At 29.5% G+C, this 19,680-nt stretch carries 15 protein-coding genes; 9 read left to right on the plus strand and 6 right to left on the minus strand.

The genetic code is table 11. The features are described from left to right. The first annotated feature begins 46 nt into the window (after nucleotides 1–46). The 3 genes from BN2920_RS05340 to BN2920_RS05350 all read left to right on the plus strand — a co-directional run bounded on the left by BN2920_RS05340 (nucleotide 47) and on the right by BN2920_RS05350 (nucleotide 4,824). On the plus strand, nucleotides 47–1,909 hold the full coding sequence (locus tag BN2920_RS05340; protein ID WP_058293981.1) for a beta-glucoside-specific PTS transporter subunit IIABC: 1,863 nt from the start codon (nucleotides 47–49) through the stop codon (nucleotides 1,907–1,909). Nucleotides 1,910–2,198: 289 nt separating this feature from the next. After that, nucleotides 2,199–3,596, plus strand: coding sequence for a prolyl oligopeptidase family serine peptidase (locus tag BN2920_RS05345; protein ID WP_083498714.1), 1,398 nt, complete (start codon nucleotides 2,199–2,201; stop codon nucleotides 3,594–3,596). A 271-nt stretch (nucleotides 3,597–3,867) separates the two neighbouring features. Further along, nucleotides 3,868–4,824, plus strand: coding sequence for an aromatic acid exporter family protein (locus BN2920_RS05350; protein WP_058293982.1), 957 nt, complete (start codon nucleotides 3,868–3,870; stop codon nucleotides 4,822–4,824). A 174-nt stretch (nucleotides 4,825–4,998) separates the two neighbouring features. Here BN2920_RS05350 and BN2920_RS05355 read toward each other — a convergent pair whose 3' ends face one another. From BN2920_RS05355 to BN2920_RS05365, 3 genes are all read right to left on the minus strand, one after another. Further along, entirely contained in the window at nucleotides 4,999–5,370 is a 372-nt protein-coding gene (locus tag BN2920_RS05355; protein ID WP_058293983.1) for an HD-GYP domain-containing protein, read from the minus strand. A 123-nt stretch (nucleotides 5,371–5,493) separates the two neighbouring features. Then, entirely contained in the window at nucleotides 5,494–5,718 is a 225-nt protein-coding gene (locus BN2920_RS05360) for a hypothetical protein (protein WP_058293984.1), read from the minus strand. A 216-nt stretch (nucleotides 5,719–5,934) separates the two neighbouring features. Next, nucleotides 5,935–6,984 carry an IS30 family transposase gene (locus BN2920_RS05365; protein WP_058293985.1) on the minus strand — a complete coding sequence of 350 codons (1,050 nt, stop codon included), beginning with the start codon at nucleotides 6,982–6,984 and terminating at the stop codon, nucleotides 5,935–5,937. A gap of 310 nt (nucleotides 6,985–7,294) precedes the next feature. On the opposite strand from BN2920_RS05365, the gene BN2920_RS20890 reads away from it, so the two are divergent. From BN2920_RS20890 to BN2920_RS05380, 4 genes are all read left to right on the plus strand, one after another. Continuing rightward, nucleotides 7,295–7,462 (plus strand): nitroreductase family protein, encoded by a 168-nt coding sequence (locus BN2920_RS20890; protein ID WP_083498715.1) that lies wholly within the window; start codon nucleotides 7,295–7,297, stop codon nucleotides 7,460–7,462. Between the two features lie 212 nt (nucleotides 7,463–7,674). Beyond that, nucleotides 7,675–9,096, plus strand: coding sequence for an N-acetylmuramoyl-L-alanine amidase family protein (locus BN2920_RS05370; protein ID WP_058293986.1), 1,422 nt, complete (start codon nucleotides 7,675–7,677; stop codon nucleotides 9,094–9,096). Nucleotides 9,097–9,475: 379 nt separating this feature from the next. Beyond that, the gene (locus BN2920_RS05375; RefSeq protein WP_058293987.1) at nucleotides 9,476–10,639 is read left to right on the plus strand and encodes an FprA family A-type flavoprotein; all 1,164 of its coding nucleotides are present in this window, start codon (nucleotides 9,476–9,478) and stop codon (nucleotides 10,637–10,639) included. 294 nt (nucleotides 10,640–10,933) lie between these two features. After that, a complete protein-coding gene (locus tag BN2920_RS05380) occupies nucleotides 10,934–12,724 on the plus strand; it encodes a heme NO-binding domain-containing protein (protein WP_058293988.1) in 1,791 nt (596 codons plus the stop codon). Nucleotides 12,725–12,837: 113 nt separating this feature from the next. Here BN2920_RS05380 and aguB read toward each other — a convergent pair whose 3' ends face one another. Next, a complete protein-coding gene (gene aguB / locus BN2920_RS05385; protein ID WP_058293989.1) occupies nucleotides 12,838–13,743 on the minus strand; it encodes an N-carbamoylputrescine amidase in 906 nt (301 codons plus the stop codon). Nucleotide 13,744: 1 nt separating this feature from the next. After that, nucleotides 13,745–14,845, minus strand: a complete 1,101-nt coding sequence (gene aguA, locus BN2920_RS05390) for an agmatine deiminase (RefSeq protein ID WP_058293990.1) — start codon at nucleotides 14,843–14,845, stop codon at nucleotides 13,745–13,747. A gap of 396 nt (nucleotides 14,846–15,241) precedes the next feature. Here aguA and BN2920_RS05395 point away from each other — a divergent pair, with 396 nt between their 5' ends. Both BN2920_RS05395 and BN2920_RS05400 read left to right on the plus strand, forming a co-directional pair. Next, entirely contained in the window at nucleotides 15,242–16,675 is a 1,434-nt protein-coding gene (locus BN2920_RS05395; RefSeq protein WP_058293991.1) for an NCS2 family permease, read from the plus strand. A 662-nt stretch (nucleotides 16,676–17,337) separates the two neighbouring features. After that, nucleotides 17,338–18,099, plus strand: coding sequence for an IclR family transcriptional regulator (locus BN2920_RS05400; protein ID WP_058293992.1), 762 nt, complete (start codon nucleotides 17,338–17,340; stop codon nucleotides 18,097–18,099). A gap of 95 nt (nucleotides 18,100–18,194) precedes the next feature. Here BN2920_RS05400 and BN2920_RS05405 read toward each other — a convergent pair whose 3' ends face one another. Next, nucleotides 18,195–19,628 carry an aldehyde dehydrogenase family protein gene (locus tag BN2920_RS05405; protein ID WP_058293993.1) on the minus strand — a complete coding sequence of 478 codons (1,434 nt, stop codon included), beginning with the start codon at nucleotides 19,626–19,628 and terminating at the stop codon, nucleotides 18,195–18,197. Nucleotides 19,629–19,680: the final 52 nt, after the last annotated feature.

A 19,680-nucleotide genomic window follows, 5' to 3' on the forward strand; every position in this document is an offset into this window, starting at 1 on the left:
TTGATAATGCCTAAGATTATGATTAATTGAAAAGGAGCGATTGCTTATGAAATATGAAAATCTTGCAAAAGAAATAATTAAAAATGTTGGAGGCAAGGAAAACGTTAACTCCTTAACTCACTGTGTAACTAGATTGCGTTTTAAGTTAAAAGATGAAAAAAAGGCTAATACAGATGTATTGAAAAATATGGATGGTGTAGTTACAGTTGTTCAAAGTGGTGGACAGTATCAAGTAGTTATAGGAAATCATGTCCCAGATGTTTATGCAGATGTAGTTGCAGTTGGAGGATTTAGTGAAGGAGCTGGAGATGATTCTTCAGAAAAAATGAATTTATTTGATAAATTCATAGATGTTGTATCAGGAGTTTTCCAGCCAACACTTGGCGTGTTATGTGCAACTGGTATGATTAAAGGTCTTTTATCAATGTTTGTTGCTTTAGGTTTCTTAAGCGATCAAAGTGGAACTTACACAATATTACAGTCAATTGGAGATTGCTTATTTTATTTCTTCCCAATATTCTTAGGATTTACAGCATCTAAAAAGTTCAATGTAAATCAATTTACAGCTATGGCAATAGGTGCAACTCTTGTTTATCCTACAATAGTAGGCTTTGCAGGTCAGACAATTGATTTCTTTGGTATTCCAGTTGTAATGCCATCAAGTGGATATACTTCAACTGTTATTCCAATAATACTTTCAATTTATTTTGCATCTTATGTTGAAAAGTTATGTAAGAAAATTATTCCAGACGTTATTAAAACTTTCATAGTTCCTTTATTTACATTATTGATAGTAGTTCCATTAACATTCTTAGTAATAGGACCTATAGCATCTTATGCAAGTAATGGACTTGGAAGTATTACAATGGCAATTTATAACTTAAGTCCAGTTGTAGCAGGTTTATTTATAGGTGGTTTTTGGCAAATATTTGTTATGTTTGGTTTACATTGGGGCTTAGTTCCAATAGCAATTAATAACGTATCTGTTATTGGATATGATACAGTAGTTGCGACTTCTTTTGCAGTATGTTTTGCTCAAACAGGTGTTGTTATTGCAATAGCATTAAAAGCAAAGAATAAAAAGTTAAAATCATTATGCATACCATCAATTATTTCAGGATTTTTTGGTGTTACTGAACCAGCAATTTATGGTATTACATTACCAAGAAAGAAACCATTTGTAGTTAGTTGTATAATAGGTGCTGTAACAGGTGGAATCTTAGGACTTTGTGGTTCAAAAGCATATTCAATAGGTGGTATGGGGGTTTTTGTTATACCAACATTTATGGGACCAGATGGATTCAATATGGAATTCTATGGAATATTAATAGCATCAGTAGTAGGATTAGTTTTAGGATTCTTAGCAATGCTATTTGTAAAATTAGATCCAAGTGATATGAAAGATGATAGTTCTAATAAAGGTAATTCACAAAATAGTGAAAATACATTAGTTAAACAAGAAGTTATTTCAAGCCCATTAAAAGGAAAATTAACAGAACTAAAAAATGTTGAAGATGAAGCGTTTGCTTGTGGTGCATTAGGTAAAGGTATAGCAATAATGCCAACAGAGGGTAAGGTTGTAGCACCAGCAGATGGAGTGCTTACAACATTCTTCCCAACAGGACACGCTATGGGAATTACAACTAATAATGGAGCAGAAATATTAATACATGTTGGTATGGATACTGTAAAACTAGAAGGAAAACACTTCACATTGAAAGCTAAACAAGGTGATGTAATTAAAAAAGGACAAGTTTTATTAGAGTTTGATATTAATGCAATTGAAAAAGAAGGATATTCTTTAATTACACCAGTAATAATAACAAATTCAGACAATTATTTAGATGTTATAGAAAGTGATAAAAAAGAAATAGATTTCAAAGAAGACCTACTAACAGTGGTAATATAATTTAGTTTATGAAAATTATTGATTGTAGATATTATGAGTAGTTTAGATATTACTCATAATATCTGGAATGAAATAAATCTACAGTTAAATTATTTTTTTAAACGATTTTATAGGGAGTACTACTAATCTTAGTTCTTCATGTAAGTGGAGAAGTAAGTTTAGATAATAAGATATAATTAGCCTAATAAATTTTCAGTTATTACTGGAAATATAGTAGACTCTTTTACCATAGTATTAGCTGAAGATAAAAGAGTACATAAAATAATATTAAAGTTGGAGGAATGAACATATGAAAAAAATTAAAAAATTATTAACAATGGCCTTGACTTTGGCTGTGTGTGTAACAAGTTATTACACGCCAACACTTGCAGCAACTAATGTTACGTATGTTGGTAAAGTATACTCAGAAGTTACTGATGCTGGTGAGAGTGTTTCGAAGGTTGTAATTAATTTTGGTGATGCAAGAAAGGTTACTGGAGTAGATAAAGATACATTTACAGTACATGCTAAAGCTTCTACAGATAGAATTCGTAAAGGCACTACAGTTACTAGTTATGGTGATTATGATATTGATCGTAAGATTGTAAAAGTAGAAACTGATGGCCAATATGTAACTATTTATTTTGATGAATCAGAAGGAGCTACATTAGCTTACTTAAGTTCAGCAAGAAACTACCCTGCAGATTTAACTTATACAATTAAACAAAATAAGCCAATTATATTAACTGATGAGAATGGTGTAGTAATTGATGAATCATATACAGCTAATTATACTACTAATAATAGTGTTATAAATGCTGAAACAGCTAAATTTCAGTCAGTTAAAGTTGAAAACGGAATTAATTATCAATACTATGATGCAGGAGCTAGTGATTCATTAATAGTTTGGTTCCATGGAAATGGTGAAGGTGATTATCTATCTTCTGGCAATAATGTTGCTCAAATGTTAGGTAACCGTGGTACAGTTGCTTGGGCTACAGATGAAACACAAGCAATTTTTGGTGGAGCACATGTTATGGCATTCCAAGCACCAGATACTTGGTACAATGCTCAAAAGGATGAATTATTGAAAAAAGCATATAATGAAATAAATGAAGTTATTAAAGCCAAAAATATCGATCCAGAAAAAGTATATATTTCAGGATGTTCAGCAGGTGGATATATGACAACAAGAATGTTAATTGCTTATCCAGATTTATTTAAAGCTGCAATGATAAGTTGTCCAGCATTAGATGTTGCTACTGAGCGTGGTGGAGAAACTCCAACTGATGCTGAATTATCATCATTGAAGAATTCTGATACAGCTATTTGGTTAGTGCAAGGTGAAACAGACAGCTCTGTTAAAACAGAAGATTGTTCCGTTCGTTTATTTAATATTTTAACTGAAGGACAAGAATTAACAAAAACTGAATATAAACAAGATCTAAATTCTGACTTTACTACATCTGAAACAAAGGATGGAAAATATAAATTATCTTTATATGAAACAGTAGAGGTTCAAAGTGAAACAGGGGAAAAATCAAATAAGTTGGAATTTGCAGAAGATTATAATCAAGATGGAATTAATTCATTAGTTCAATATAATGATCACTGGTCTTGGATTTATACATTAAATAATAATCCAAAAGATAAAAATGGAGTTAGCATTATGAACTGGGCAGCTTCATATGGCAATGTTGCGAAATAATTTATTTAATGAACAACTTGTTTTAATTTAAATTAAATATAAGAGTGATATTATTAAATCTTTTGTGTATCCGATACAATATATTTGATGAAGAGGAAATGAAAATGGTCTTTTATAACAATGCATTAGATGTTTATTTTAACAATCACTCATAGGCTATTCTAAAAAAGCACTAAACAAAAATGTTTAGTGCTTTTTTAGCTTTACTATAGAATATAATGTTAAACTTAATATATTATAAGATTAACAAGAAGAATCAGGAGATATATTAATGATAAAATATTTACAATCAAAAACTTTTAAAATAGCATTGTCGGCAACTATATCAGTATTAATATCAAGCTATATTGGATTCCAGTTTGGAGTGACATCGGGTATAATTTCAATTTTAAGTATTCAAGATACAAAAAAAGAAGCAGTTATAGTAAGTGTAAAAAGATTTTTAGCATCAATCATAGCTATACTTTTATCTTTTCTTTTGTATGTTTTATTAGGAAACAATCCAATCATATTTGGGTTATTTTTATTAATATTTATTCCTATTACAATACGATTTAAAATCGAAGATGGGATGGTTGTAGGTGCGGTTTTATCTACTCATCTTTTAACAAGTACTAATATAAATATTCAGTGGATCATAAATGAAGTGGGCTTAACAATAGTAGGAATAAGTGTTGCAATGATGTTTAATTTGTATAATGTTTCTTTGGAAGAGGATTTTGAAAAAAATAAGCATGAGATTGAGGAACAGTATAAATTAATATTGTTAAACTTATCCACGAGCTTGATTACTCAAGCTGTATCGAGAAATGAAGAAAAAATATTTGGGGCTGTTGAAAAACTAATTTATGAAACTAAGGTTATGGCACAAAGAATAAGTAATAATTACTTTTTTAGAAATCAGGATTATTACTTATGTTATATAGAGATGAGAATAGCACAATTAGATACATTAAAAAAAATGAAAAAACATTTTTCTAGATTTTATATGACATATGAGCAAACTAGCATATTATCAGAGTTTACACGCAAAGTAGCTGTTAATATACATGCAGATAATGATTGTATTGAGCTTATCAGGAATTTAACTTTATTAAAGGAAGAATATAGAAGAATGGAATTACCTAAAAATAGAGAAGAATTTGAAAATAGAGCATTGCTTTTTCAATTTTTAAATGATTTAGAAGATTTTCTTATAATAAAAAAAGAATTTAAGGAAAGATTTTAGGGGAAATTAAAGGATTTTTTACTTTCACAGATATTCGTACATTCTTGTTATCTATTATTTCTAAGAAGAAAATCAGAATACGGAAAATATTTATAGAATAAATCATAAATATAAATTAGTTTATTTGCTATTGCAATGTATCTAATAAAAATATTAAAGGTTAAATTCATTTTTTTAAATTGATACGATTTCAATAGGAAATTTATCTGGATTATTAACAAGATAAATTATTATATCTTCTAGGGATTTTTCACTTGTTGCTTCAGAATCAAAATAGTCAGAAACTATTACTATTTTACTTTCTATGCTTAATTCATCATCTTCTGAACTAGGATATCCATTTCCATTTAATAATTTATGATGGTCTAATATAATTCTTTTACATACTTCTGGTATAGATAAATCTTTTACCATGTCATATCCAAGTGAATTGTGTTTTTCAAATATAGCTTTTTCTTCAGATGTAAATAAATTTTTATCTTTTAGAAGTATATTCTTAGGAAGAAGAATAACACCAATATCATGAAGTAGAGAACCTAATATCAAAGAATGTAGCTATTCTGTTGTATATTCTAAGGCTAATCCAATCGCTGCAACAATACTAGCAACATTTATAGAATGTGAATAGTACCAATTATAACCATTAAATAATGTTTTGAAGTATAAATACTATTGCTCATTTTTACCATCAAAAATAAATTCATTCATTATATCTAAAATAATACCATATTTTGTTGAATTATTATGTTTTAGAACATTAAGTGAGATATCATTATCAGATAACATATATTCTTTTATTGAAATTTCATTAGAAAAAGTATTTTTAGTTTGTTCAAGTTGTGGTAAGTTATTTTCTGACCTTAGAATTTCGTAATAAACCCTATGTGTTTTCAATCTATCTATAGTAGCTAAATCTAATTTTAATAATTTTCCTTTTGGAGTATAACAACACCTCTAGGACTAATTACATCTTTTTTATTAAAATTGTTTTTACTTTACTCATAGAACGCTTTTCAAAATTTATTATTTTTTTATTATAAAATTTTTAATTATAAATTGCAATAACAAATTGAACTAATTTGCATTTATGACTTAAATGTTTGAATTTACTTAAATTGCATATATTTGATCTAGGTGTATTTCAAATAACTCTTCTGGAGTTTTATAATTAAGTATTTTCCTAGGAAGAGTATTCATCCAATCTTCTATAAATGCAATGGCTTCTAAACTATAATCTGATATGCGTTTTCCCTTTGGGATAAATCGATGTATTAAACCATTATGACGTTCATTAGTACCTTTTTCAAATGAAGAATATGGATGAGTAAAATATACCTTTGTATCTGTGCCTATCTCTAATTTAGATAAATCAGCAAACTCAGAGCCATTATCACCTGTTATAGTTTTAAAAACCTTACTAAACTTTTCACCATATATGCTACGGATATTATTAAGAGCTTCCGTAACTGCTTCAGCAGTCTTAGATTCAATTTTTTGAATGAATGCATTCCTAGTTTTGCGCTCAAGAATAGTTAAAAGAACACAGTCATTATTGGATTTTTCACCAATAACAGTATCTATTTCCCAATGTCCAAATTCTTCACGATTATCGATATTACTTGGACGTTCAGAAATACTTGTACCTAGTTTTTTCTTATGCTTCTTTACTTTTGCTGGCTTGGTATTTCTGCGTAGTTTCATTGGTAAGTCTGCATTAATAACAGATAACAGACCAAGATCAATATAATTGTATAAAGTTTTAGTGCAAACTATTTGAGAGCGTTGAAACTTGCCTTTAGCAAGGGCGTTACCTACACATGCATCTGGCGACCATGAGTGATTCTTCATCTTATCAACAGCATAGTAAATGAAGTCATTGCATTCTAGCCGTTTAAATGTACGGCAGGAATTTTGGCGATTATTTTGATAAATAGATTCGCCAGTATCTGCAAGATACATTTCAACGTAGTTTCCTTGTTTTATCTGTGTAGTTGTGCCACGACGTATCTCATTTAAAATAGTATTAATTGGACGGTTAAGCTCTTTAGCTATCTTATATGCTGAAAATCCATCTTTAAGACGTAGTTCAATAGTCATACGTTCTTTGAAATTCAAATGTTTATTTTTACGTGATTCTGTGTTATGATTTTGATGATTCATAGTGATTATCCCCCGTGTGATTTTGTTTGGCGATTAAATCATAACACAGATAATCACTATGGATTTTTTTATTAGTTCAATTTCATTTTACAACTAGTCTAAAATTTTTAATTAATATTTTCAATAATAAATTTAATTCATAGATTGTTATTTAAGCAAGAGGTTTATATAATAAAAAGATTGACTTTTAAATTTTCTACTTATTTTAGAAGAATTCACTATAATAAAAAAGAATTTAAAGATAGAGCTTAGGAGTTATAAAGCTAATTGAAAATATCAGATTTGTTTTGAAAAAAGCGTGTAAGTAGCAATGCTATTGCCAACGTCAATGAACAAGCAAAAGTTTTTGATTAATTTAGAAGGTAATAAGGTAAGATCAAAGGCATTAACTGCACTTTATACCAAATTAGATTTAGGAATTATTAAATGCCATTTGGAATTAGGCACTGGCACAGATGTATGGGAATGGATAGAGTAAAATACAATATTTTAATTTATATATGTTGAAATTACTTTTCTATATTTTCTATGCGGTATTTACTTAGCTTGTGAACATCTTAAATGAAATTTTATTATTGAAACATATATAATGAAGAAAAGTCTAGTTCTTTAACAAAAAATATTTAAATTATATATGTAAAATGGTAAAATATATGTCGAAATATATTGTTTAGAGAGGAGAAAATAAGAATGGCTAGAAAAAAATACACTAAAACAACAGCAATTGCTTTAGCGGCAGCTACTATTTTCCAATCAGGAGCAATGGCTACAAATTTATTGGATGTTAATGCATTTGCGGTAGAACGTAATCAAACAAATGACAAGGTGGAAATCTTAAAGCAAGGAACAAAATTAGCATCTGATGTTTCTATAATAGAAACAACACCATCTGCGGTAGGAATAACAAAAACTGCAGATGTAAGCTTGAATGCACCTATAGAGGTAGAAATACCAAGTAATACATCTCTAGATTTTCAAGTATTAAGTATACGAGATGAATTATCCAAACATACAATATTAAATGTTAAAATTAGTGGACAGGGGTTAGACATAGATACAGATGTACCATTAAAAGATGGTCAAAATCTTTATGAATGTGGATGGCTTATAGAACATGATAATGATAATGATGATTTTGTTACACTTACAGTTAGAACAAAGGATTTTTCATTTAATAAGGATGGTAAAGAATATAAGATTGGCTCGCTTGAGTATACAACAAAAATTTCTTTAATTGTACCAAATAATCCAGGAATACCAAATCCACCAGATGGAGGAACAGTAACAACACCTTCAGCAGTTGAATTATCATCTGTGGAAATTAAAGGGAATGAAAAAGTTGGAAATACTTTAAGTGCAAATGTTAAAGATATTAATGGGAATGAGGTGAATTCAGATTTAGCATATAAATGGTATAGAGTAGATAGAGTAGGTTCAGTTTCTGAAACATTAGTTAGTACGAATTCAGCATATAAATTACAGAATGATGATGCATATAAATACATAAAATTAGTAGTATCTAATAGTGAAAATTCTGTGGAAACTATTACAGGAAAGATAAGTAAAAAATCGTCAAGTGGTGGAAGTAGTAGTTCATCAGGGGGATCATCATCAAGTAATTCTTCTAATAGCTCAACATCAAGTAATAACAATAATACATATTCAAATGTTACCGTATCTCAAGGTAGTACAGCAGCAATGCAGCAAAATGCAGATGGAAGCATAAAACTTGTAAATGCAGAAGGTGTGCCAGCAACAGGGTGGCAACAAGTAGATGGAACATGGTATCTTGGAGATGTTAACGGACAAGCATTAAAAGGATGGCAACAAATAGAAGGAAAATGGTATTTAATGAATGCTAATGGTGCCATGACAACAGGATGGCAAAATGTTGGAGGAACATGGTACTTTATGAGTACTAGTGGTGCTATGACAAAAGGATGGCAGAAAGTAGGAGGAAAGTGGTATTTCTTACAATCGAGTGGGGCAATGAAAACAGGCTGGTTAAATGACAATGGAACATGGTATTACTTAAATGCTGATGGTTCAATGGCAGCAAACACTTATGTTGATGGATACTATGTTGGAAGTAACGGAGCATGGGTTAAATAAATTATAAAAAATTAATAATGTAGAATATAAAATAAAAGCTCAAAGACTTAGTTGAACTTTGAGTTTTTATTTTATGAAAGTAAAATATAATTTCTTAATATAAAAAGTTATATACATAATTTGCGCTTTTTTTGCAATATTAGTTAATATAAAGAATTAATATTGATTAATATTTAATCTAGTAATTTTCATTATATTGTAGTATTATATAATTAATAACAAAAAAGATATTTTATATATTTATAATGATAAAAAATTACAAGGGAATTATTTTAGATTATAGAATTATTAAAGGAAAATATAATAAATAATATTATATATTATTTATTAATTAATATTATTTTAAGTAATGATTTACTAAAGGGAGGTACTATAAAGTATGACAGATATTAATATTTCAGATTCCATTAAGTATATAGGGGTAAATGATAAGACACTTGATTTATTTGAAAGCCAATATAAAATACCTAATGGTGTTTCTTACAATTCGTATGTAATCCTTGATAAAAAAGTTGCAATTATGGATACAGTCGATTCTAGAGCAACAGATGAGTGGATTGCAAATCTTGAAAAGACACTTGATGGACGAACTGTAGACTATCTTGTAATTTCGCACTTAGAGCCAGATCACTCAGCAAACATTCAAAATCTTATAGAAAGATATCCTGATATGAAGTTAGTTGGAAATAAAAAAACATTCGATATGCTTCCTCAATTTTTTGACGTGGATATTACAGGAAAAACACTTTTGGTTGCAGAAGGAGATGAACTAAATTTAGGAGATCATACATTACAATTTTTTATGGCGCCTATGGTTCACTGGCCAGAAGTTATGGTTGAATATGAAAAAACAGAAAAGATACTATTTTCAGCAGATGGATTTGGTAAATTTGGCGCACTTGATGTAGAAGATGAATGGATTGATGAGGCTAGAAGATACTATTTAAATATAGTAGGGAAATATGGTTCTCCTGTTCAGGTGTTATTAAAAAAAGCGGCTACATTAGATATAAAGACTATTTGTCCATTACATGGCCCTATTTTAAAAGAAAATCTTTCTTACTATATAGATAAATATAATACTTGGAGTAAATATGAACCAGAGGAAGATGGCGTATTAGTAGCTTATGCATCAATTCATGGAAACACTGCGAATGCTGCTAAAAAAATGGCTTCAATACTAGAGGAAAAAGGAGCTAAGAAGGTAGTTTTATTTGATTTATCAAGACAAGATATGTCAGAAGCAGTAACAAATGCTTTTATTTATGATAAATTAATTTTAGCTGGAGCTACTTATGATGGTGGCGTATTCCCATGTATGGAAGAATTTTTATTACACTTAAAGAGCAAAAATTACCAGAAGAGAACTGTTGGTATAATTGAAAATGGTTCATGGGCACCAATGGCAGCAAAGACCATGGAAGGCATATTAGAAAAAATGAGAGATTTAACAATTTGTGACTCAGTTGTTACTATAAAATCTGTAGCCAAAGAAAAAGATTTTGAAAATATGAGAAAATTAGCAGATGAAATATTAAAATAAAGATTGATATTATTAATATAAAATAACAATATCAATATAATTTTTACCATTGATAGTTTAATTTTTAACAATAATTAAATCTAGAAAAGATATATAGATATTAAAAATTAATTAATTGAGCTTAAAAGATGACTTTTCTGCTGAGGATAAGTCATCTTTTTCATTATATTCATATTAAAATATCATGTTATATTGTATATAATATAACGAAGAATTTTAGTGACAATACCAATGTAAAGATATAAACTTAAAATAAGTAAAAAATATAAAATTATTATAATAGGAGGTATCAAAATGAAGGGAACTGTTGTAGCAACATGGATGAAAACCAACAGGAAATTATTTGATGATTCAATAGTTGATGAAGCAATGGAATACGTGGGCTGGGGAAGTAAAAGAATATTTTCTCCACTTGAAAATGTTGATGATCAAGAAATCAAAAAAATAATACAGTATCTAGCAGAAAAAGAAAATATGAAAGTTGGAGAGCTTTGGAAGAAAATTGGACATGATAATATAGTATCTTTCAGTCAGGACTATCCTGCTTTTTTTATACACGATAATTTATATTCATTTCTAAAGTCATTATTTGATATACATGTTGTAATGACAAAGAGATTTGCAGGATCAAAACCACCAATAGTTGAAATTGAGCCAATTTCAGCAAGAGAAGCTATTTTTACTTATAGATCTGATAGAGGAATGTTTGATTATTTTATCGGAATGCTTGAAGGGGCATGTATTTATTTTAATGAAAAGATTAAGACAGAAGAATTATCTAAAGCTAGTAACGAACTTACTTTAAAGTTAACTTTTGATAAAGATATATATTACAATAGAAATTATATTTTTAATAGATTATTTTCGTTTGGATTTATAAAAAGTTTTGGAGTTAAAGTTGGAATATTTAATTTTATAATATCATTTTTAATCATGTTACCTATCATAGGCTTAAAAAATGGAATAATCGCAAGCGCTATAGGTGGAATTTCAAGTATTATTGGGGTTTCATTAATGATTAGACCTATAAATGCATTGAAAGAAGAAATTGAAAGATTAATAAATAATCAATATAGTGTTGATGGAACAATTAAAACTAATGATTTCTTTGAAGATATATATATGTATATAAAAAAACATAGGAATAATATACAAACTGATTTTGTAGGTTTTAAAGGCGTTACAGATGAGATGAATACATTTATAAATAAAATAAATGTAATATCAGATTCTATGAATCACACATCAAATGAAATAAGTGGTGTAGTTGAACAAGTTGCAGAAGGTGCTGTTACTCAAGCTCAAAATACAGATAATGCAGTACAGTCATTACATGAAAATATTCAAGATTTAAGACAGATAGTTAAAAAGGAAAATGACAACAAATCACAACTTGAAGATGCTATTGGAAAAATAAATAATAGTTATGAAAATGTAAATAATGCAAGTAATAATATTACTAATTCATTACAAAAGTTTAATGAAGTTAGGGTTAAAGGTGGTAATCTTGAAGAAAAAGCAAATGATATAAATAACATTGTATCAATAGTATCAGGAATAGCAGAACAGACAAATCTTTTAGCATTAAATGCTTCTATAGAAGCAGCAAGAGCTGGAGAACAAGGCAAAGGTTTTGCTGTTGTTGCTGATTCAATAAGAAAGTTAGCTGAACAATCTAAAGACGCTGTTGAAGAGATAAACTCTAACCTAAAGCAGTTTGTACATGAGATAAAATCATTAGTAGATAATATAGATGACCAATATGGCGTATTGGAAAATGAAACTACTAACTTAGAAAATGTAAGAAATATAAGTTTTGAAGCAAATAAATCAATACAAATAGTAGCAACTTCTATGATAGAAACTATAAATAAACTAAATACTGAAGCTGATTCTATAAATAGTGTTTATGAGAGTATAGAATCCTTAGCAGCAATTGCAGAAGAAAACTCAGCATCATCAGAAGAAGTAAGTGCTAATGTAACAACTTATACTAATGAAATTAAAAAATTAATGGATAATATATCTGATTTCAAAGATATAACTGAGAACTTTAAGAATGATTTAAATAAATACAACATATAACGAATAAAGCTTTAGATTGTATTAACTTTATTGAAAACTATAAAGTATGTTAATTAAGAAGATGTTTTAAGAATATAAGAATATAGGAATACATATTCCTATATTCTTATATTTTATTGTAAAGTGGTGTTATTTGTAATTGGTCTAGTAATAGGAAAATAGCATTCAGGTCGTCTATCTCTAAATACACCCCAGCTCAATCTCATGTTTCGAATATGATCTAAATCAAATTCAGAAATTAACACTGTTTCAGTTGTGCGGTCGGAACTTTCTATGATTTCACCAGTTTCATTAGTAATAAATGATGAACCATAGAAATTTAAAGAAGATTCTTGATTAGAGTTATCTTCACTTGGAGTCACTTTTTCTAAGCCAATTCTATTAGCTGCTATAACTGGCATAATATTTGAAGCAGCGTGCCCTTGCATACAGCGCCTCCAATGAGGCATACTATCACAGTCTAATATTGGTTCTGAGCCAATTGCAGTAGGATAAAATAATATCTCTGCACCTAAAAGAGCCATACATCTTGCAGCTTCAGGGAACCATTGATCCCAACAGATTCCAACTCCAATATTTGCATAAGCAGTTTTAAATACTTTAAAGCCAGTATCTCCTGGAGTAAAATAGAATTTTTCTTGATAAAAGTGATCATCTGGAATATGAGTCTTTCTATATATACCTAAATTTGTTCCATCTGCATCAATAACTGCAATTGAATTAAAAGTTGTATTTCCAGCACTTTCATAAAAGCTGATTGGTAGAACTATTTTTAACTCTTTTGCAACTTTTGATAATCTTTGAATTGCAGGATTTTCATCAACTGATGTAGCTAGATTATAATAATTGTAGTTTTTTTCCTGACAAAAATATTGTGTTTCAAATAACTCAGGAAGAAGGATTATTTGAGCACCTTGTTTTGCGGCATCACGAACAAATTTTTCGGCTTTATCTAAATTACCATTTCTATCAGTACCACAAGACATTTGAATAGCAGCAACCTTAATTTTTCTAGTCATATTATTTACCTCCCTTTGGAATCTGTTGAGTTATACAGTGTATATTTCCACCACCGATTAATATATCTCTTGCGTAAATTTGAATTACTTCTCTTGTAGGAAATAATTTTTGAAGCTTTTCTTTTGCAACCATATCCATAGGATCATTAAATCCAGGCATTACTATTGCATCATTTGCAATATAGAAATTAACATATGAGGCAGCCAAACGTTCACCATCAACCCTCGTTGGCTCACCATCCATATTTTCAAGACCTTCACATTCTTCTTTACTTATGTATACAGGAGAAGGTAGTGGAAGCTTATGAACAATTATTTTACGTCCTTTAGCATCAATTTCATTTTCAAGTATATCTAAACAACTTTTTGACATTTTATATTGAGGATCGTTTTTATTATCTGTCCATGCAAGAACAACTTCTCCAGGTGCTGTAAAAGCACAAATATTATCTACGTGTTCATTTGTTTCATCATTATATATTCCATACTTTAACCAAATTACTTTTTCTACACCTAAATAATTTTTAAGAGTTTCTTCTATTTCATCTTTTGTCATTTTAGGATTACGTCCTTGACTTAGAAGACAAGCTTCGGTAACTAAAGCAGTACCTTGTCCATCTACATGAATAGATCCACCTTCGCATACAAAATGTCTTGCATTGTATGTGTCTACATTATATAAATCACATAATTTTCTTGCCATTTTATTGTCTTTATCCCATGGAAAATATAGACCATCAACTAAACCTCCCCATGCATTGAAGTACCAATCAACACCGCGAATATCACCATTATGGTTTTTTACGAAAGTAGGTGCATAATCTCTAGCCCATGAGTCATTACTAGACATTTCTACAACACGTATATGGTCAGGAAGCATTTCTCTTGCAGTATCATATTGGATTTCACTAGCACAGACAGTTACGTTTTCAGATTTTGAAATAGCGGTAGCGACTTCTGTAAAAGCTTTTCTAGCGGCAACTGCTCCATATTGCCAAGAATCAGTACGTTCTGGCCAAATCATTATACATCCTTCATGAATTTCAAATTCAGCAGGCATGTAAAAACCGTCTTGTTTTGGGGTTGATTTTAATATTTTCATTAAAGAACCTCTCCTCTATAGTAAAATTATGCAAAATGTGTGATTTTCAAAAATATCATGATTATTTTATCATAATCTGAATATATCAACAATAAAACTTATGTATATTAAACAATAGTAAATTGATTATTATTTGCCTTTACCTTGAGATAACTTTTGAAAAGTAAATAGTTTATGGATATTTTTATATTTCTAAGCTAATTTAAAGGAAGTAAAAAGATATTTCGTCAAAATTTAACTTAATTTTAACATTATATACGAACATTATAGTGTAAAATGTTTATGAACGTTAGTAAAATAAAATGATGAAGTTAATCAGCGGCTTCAGTATATTTTGCTTTATTTATTTAAATAAAATTTAATAGAATAAAATTTGTGATTAGAAGGGGACTAAAAATGGAAAAATTTTTTAAATTAAAAGAAAATAAAACAGATCTTTCTACAGAACTTATGGCTGGTATAACAACATTTTTTGCTATGGCATACATAATTTTTGTTAATCCTTCAATGCTAAGCTTGGCAGGAACAGCTGATAATCCAATGCCAACAGGTGCTATATTTTTAGCTACAATTATTGCATCAGCAGTAGGTACTTTAGTTATGGGACTATTTGCAAATGTTCCTTATGCGCAGGCTCCAGGAATGGGACTTAATGCATTTTTTACTTTTACTGTTTGTGGAGCATTAGGTTTCACATGGCAACAAGCTTTAGCAATGGTATTTATTTGCGGTATGATTAATATTTTAATAACAATAACAAAGGTTCGTAAATTAATTATTAAGGCAATTCCAGAAAGTATTCAAAATGCTATTGGAGGTGGAATTGGTATATTCATAGCATATATCGGTGTTAAGAATGCAGGATTAATTAATTTCACATCTGATCCAGGTACATATACAGCACTTGACAGTGGAACAGTAGTTGCAAATAGTAGTGCAGTTCCAGCTTTAGTTAACTTTAATACTCCAGGGGTTTTACTTGCAGTTATAGGACTAGCTATTATGACAGTTTTATTAATATTAAATGTTAAAGGCGCTATTATTATAGGGATTGCAGCTACAACAATTATAGGAATTCCAATGGGAGTTGTGGATTTATCAGCAATAGGTACAAGCGCAGGATTAGGAGAATCATTTGGACAATTAGGACAAACATTTGGAGTAGCATTTGGTTCAAAGGGAATGCTTTCACTATTCTCAGATAGTTCGAAAATTCCATTAGTATTAATGACTATTTTTGCATTTAGTTTATCAGATACATTTGATACGCTTGGTACTTTTATTGGTACAGGACGTCGTACAGGAATCTTTAGTGCAGAAGACCAAAAAGCATTAGAAAATGGATCAGGATTCAAATCAAAAATGGATAAAGCTTTATTTGCTGATTCTATTGCCACTTCAATAGGAGCAATTTTAGGTACATCTAATACAACAACATATGTTGAAAGTGCAGCTGGTATTGGAGCAGGTGGACGTACTGGATTAACAGCAGTAGTTACAGCAATATTATTCTTGCTTAGTATGTTTTTAGCTCCAGTAATAGGAATAGTTCCAGCACAAGCAACTGCACCAGCATTAATTGTTGTAGGAATTATGATGCTAGCTTCATTTAAAGAAATAAAATGGGATGACTTAGAGGAAGCAATTCCAGCATTCTTCGCAGCAATATTTATGGCATTATGTTATAGTATTTCATATGGAATAGCAAGTGGATTTATATTCTATTGTATAGTGAAAGTATGTAAGGGAAAAACAAAAGAAATTCATCCAATTTTATGGGTATCAACAGGATTATTTATATTAAACTTTATAATTTTAGCAATATTATAAGACATAATTAAAATAAAGATAGGATTTTAGAATAGTTAATTTTATTTTAAAATCCTATTTTTTATTTTAATGAAAATGGAACTGTTTTGCACAGCTAGAATTTGTCTAGCAATTCTCAGTTATCAATGATCAATTTTCAATGAAGGATAAAAAAACTTCGTTTTTTCTTAAATTATTATATTGCATGTATATTTTCCGAGGAACATATTCCTACAGAATATTGGTTATAACTCTAAGCTCCTTTGTCGCTAAGATTTATATGCCAATATAGTCCACTGTTTGATAGTAAACATATTTTTCTTTCAGAAAAATATGGGCTATAGTGCTAAGTTCATACTTCACTAAGCACTATATGCCAGCGAATGTTATGGCTAAAGGGCATAACGATGCAATAATATAATTAAAAGTCGAAAACTTTTTTCATCCATTGATCATTGAAAATTGATCATTGAGCATTGGATAAAGAAACTCACTATTCACATCCGTTCATAGGAGTAAGCTAGAGTAGCCAAATGTAAAATTTTAGCTCTCACTTAAATTCTAATTTTGTTATGCATTATTAATGAAATAAATAAGTAGATGATGTATAATATTTGTAATGGTTTACCAAAAAGAAAAATATTATACATCATGATTATATTTAAATAGAGGGTGAGAAGTTTATGGAATCTAGTGTAAGGGTTATGGATCGTGCATTTGATATTATTGAATTATTATCTAAAGAGAATCATCCAATGAATTTAACTGAAATTTCAAAAGCAACAGGAATAAGTAAATCTACAGCGTATAGGTTACTAAAAGCAATGAATATACGTCACTATGTAGAAAAAGATAATAATGGATGCTATTATATAGGTATAAAACTTATAGAAATCGTTAGTTATCATATAAATGGATTAGAATTACAGACAGAGTCAAAGCCGTTTTTATCTGAACTTAGATCTGAGCTAAATTTAACAGTACATTTAGGTATATTAGAAGCACATGAAGTAATATATATTGAAAAGCTAGATTTGTATCCAACTACAAGGCTTTATTCTCAAGTAGGGTATAGATCACCAGCATTTTGTTCATCTATGGGAAAATGTCTTTTAGCAAGTCTTTCTGGGGATGAATTAGATGAGGCACTGTATAATTGCACATTTGAAGAATTTACCCCAAATACTATAACTAATATGAAAGATTTAAAAAAGCACCTAAAAAAAGTAAGACAACAAGGTTGGGCAATTGATGATGAAGAATATATTATGGGACATAGATGCGTTGGAGCAACTATTTTTGACTATAGAGGAGATGCAATTGCTTCAATTAGTGCAAGTGGACATGTAGCACAAATGTCTGATGAAAAATTACCAATTATTATAGAGCATGTAAAAGAAGCTGCAAGTCAGATTTCTAGAAGAATGGGGTACTTGGAAAATTAATTTATAAAATATATAATAGTTTAAAATATTTGAATTTAAGTGGAAGGGGAGCTGAAAATTTCAGCTCCCCTTGTTAATTAATATGAGATAATATATTATAGGATATTTTTGAGCACTATTGATTTTGTTCTTGTCATTTCATTAAATGTACTCATTACACCTTCTGTACCAATACCTGAGAATTTATATCCTCCAAAAGGCATTTCAAAACTTCTAAAGAAGCTGGCACCATTAATGACTGAACCACCACATTCTAATGCGTTAGCTACATAAAATGCATTTTTCATATTTTGGCTAAATACACAGCCGCATAAACCAAATTTAGAACTATTAGCAATTTCTATTGCTTCCTCAATTGTATCAAATGTAATTATAGGAACAACAGGTCCGAAAATCTCCATATCAATAGCAACATCAGCAGTTTTAGGAACATCTATAATTACAGTAGGATCATAAAAAGCACCGTTTCTGTTTCCACCTAAGATTACTTTTCCACCTTGAGATACAGTGAGATTTACTTGATCTTCAACTTTAATTGCAGCTCTTTCACTAATTAAACATCCAAGTTCAGAATCTTCATCTGATGGCATTCCAGCTTTAATTGCACTTATCTTTTCTACAGCCTTCTTAGAAAATTCAGAAGCAACATTTTTATGAACTAAAAATCTCTTTGAAGCACAACAAACTTGCCCTGTATTATACATACGCCCCCATAATAATTCATCTGTAGCTAAATCTATATCAGCATCTTCTAAAACAATGAATGCGTCATTTCCACCTAATTCTAAAGCAACATGAGTTAAATTATCTGCACAAGCTTTTGCAGTTTCTATTCCAACTTCTGTTGATCCTGTTAAAGTAACTAAATGTACATCGGGATTAGAACAAAGCCAGCTTCCAACAGAAGAACCACGTCCAGTAATTATTTGTATTGCACCAGGAGTTACACCTGCCTTTACCATTAACTCTGTTAACTTGCATAAAGTTAAAGGATTATCAGTTGATGGCTTTACAATTGCAGCATTACCAGCAAGTAAAGCTGGAGCAACTTTTTGATCATATAGGTCACAAGGGAAATTGAATGGTATTACGCAAGCAACTACACCAATTGGTTCCATTTGAGTAAATAATATATTTTTATCTTGTCCAGCTTCTAATCCTGCTGGAACCACTGTGCCATATAAATGTTTAGCTTTTTCAGAGAAAGCATCAAAAGCAATTGGAATATTTGCAATTTCAGCTCTAGCTTCTTTAATTGGCTTGCCAGTTTCATTAGATAATGTTCTTGCTAAATCTTCCTTATTTTCTAAAACAAGATTTATAAATTTTTTTAGTATTTCTACTTTCTCATATACTGGAACTTTAGCCCAGATCTTTTGTGCTTCTTTTGCACAAGATACAGCTTTATTAACATCATCTTCAGTAGCTAATGGAACAGTATCAATAACTTCTCCAGTAGCAGGATTTAAAACATTTAATACTTTGCCATCTGAAGAATCAACAGCCTTACCATCAATAATCATTTTCATAATAAAATCCTCCATTCATATATATATAATTCTAGAAATAATCTATATTTGT

The organism is Clostridium neonatale (assembly GCF_001458595.1).
GTDB classification, from domain to species: Bacteria; Bacillota; Clostridia; order Clostridiales; family Clostridiaceae; genus Clostridium; species Clostridium neonatale.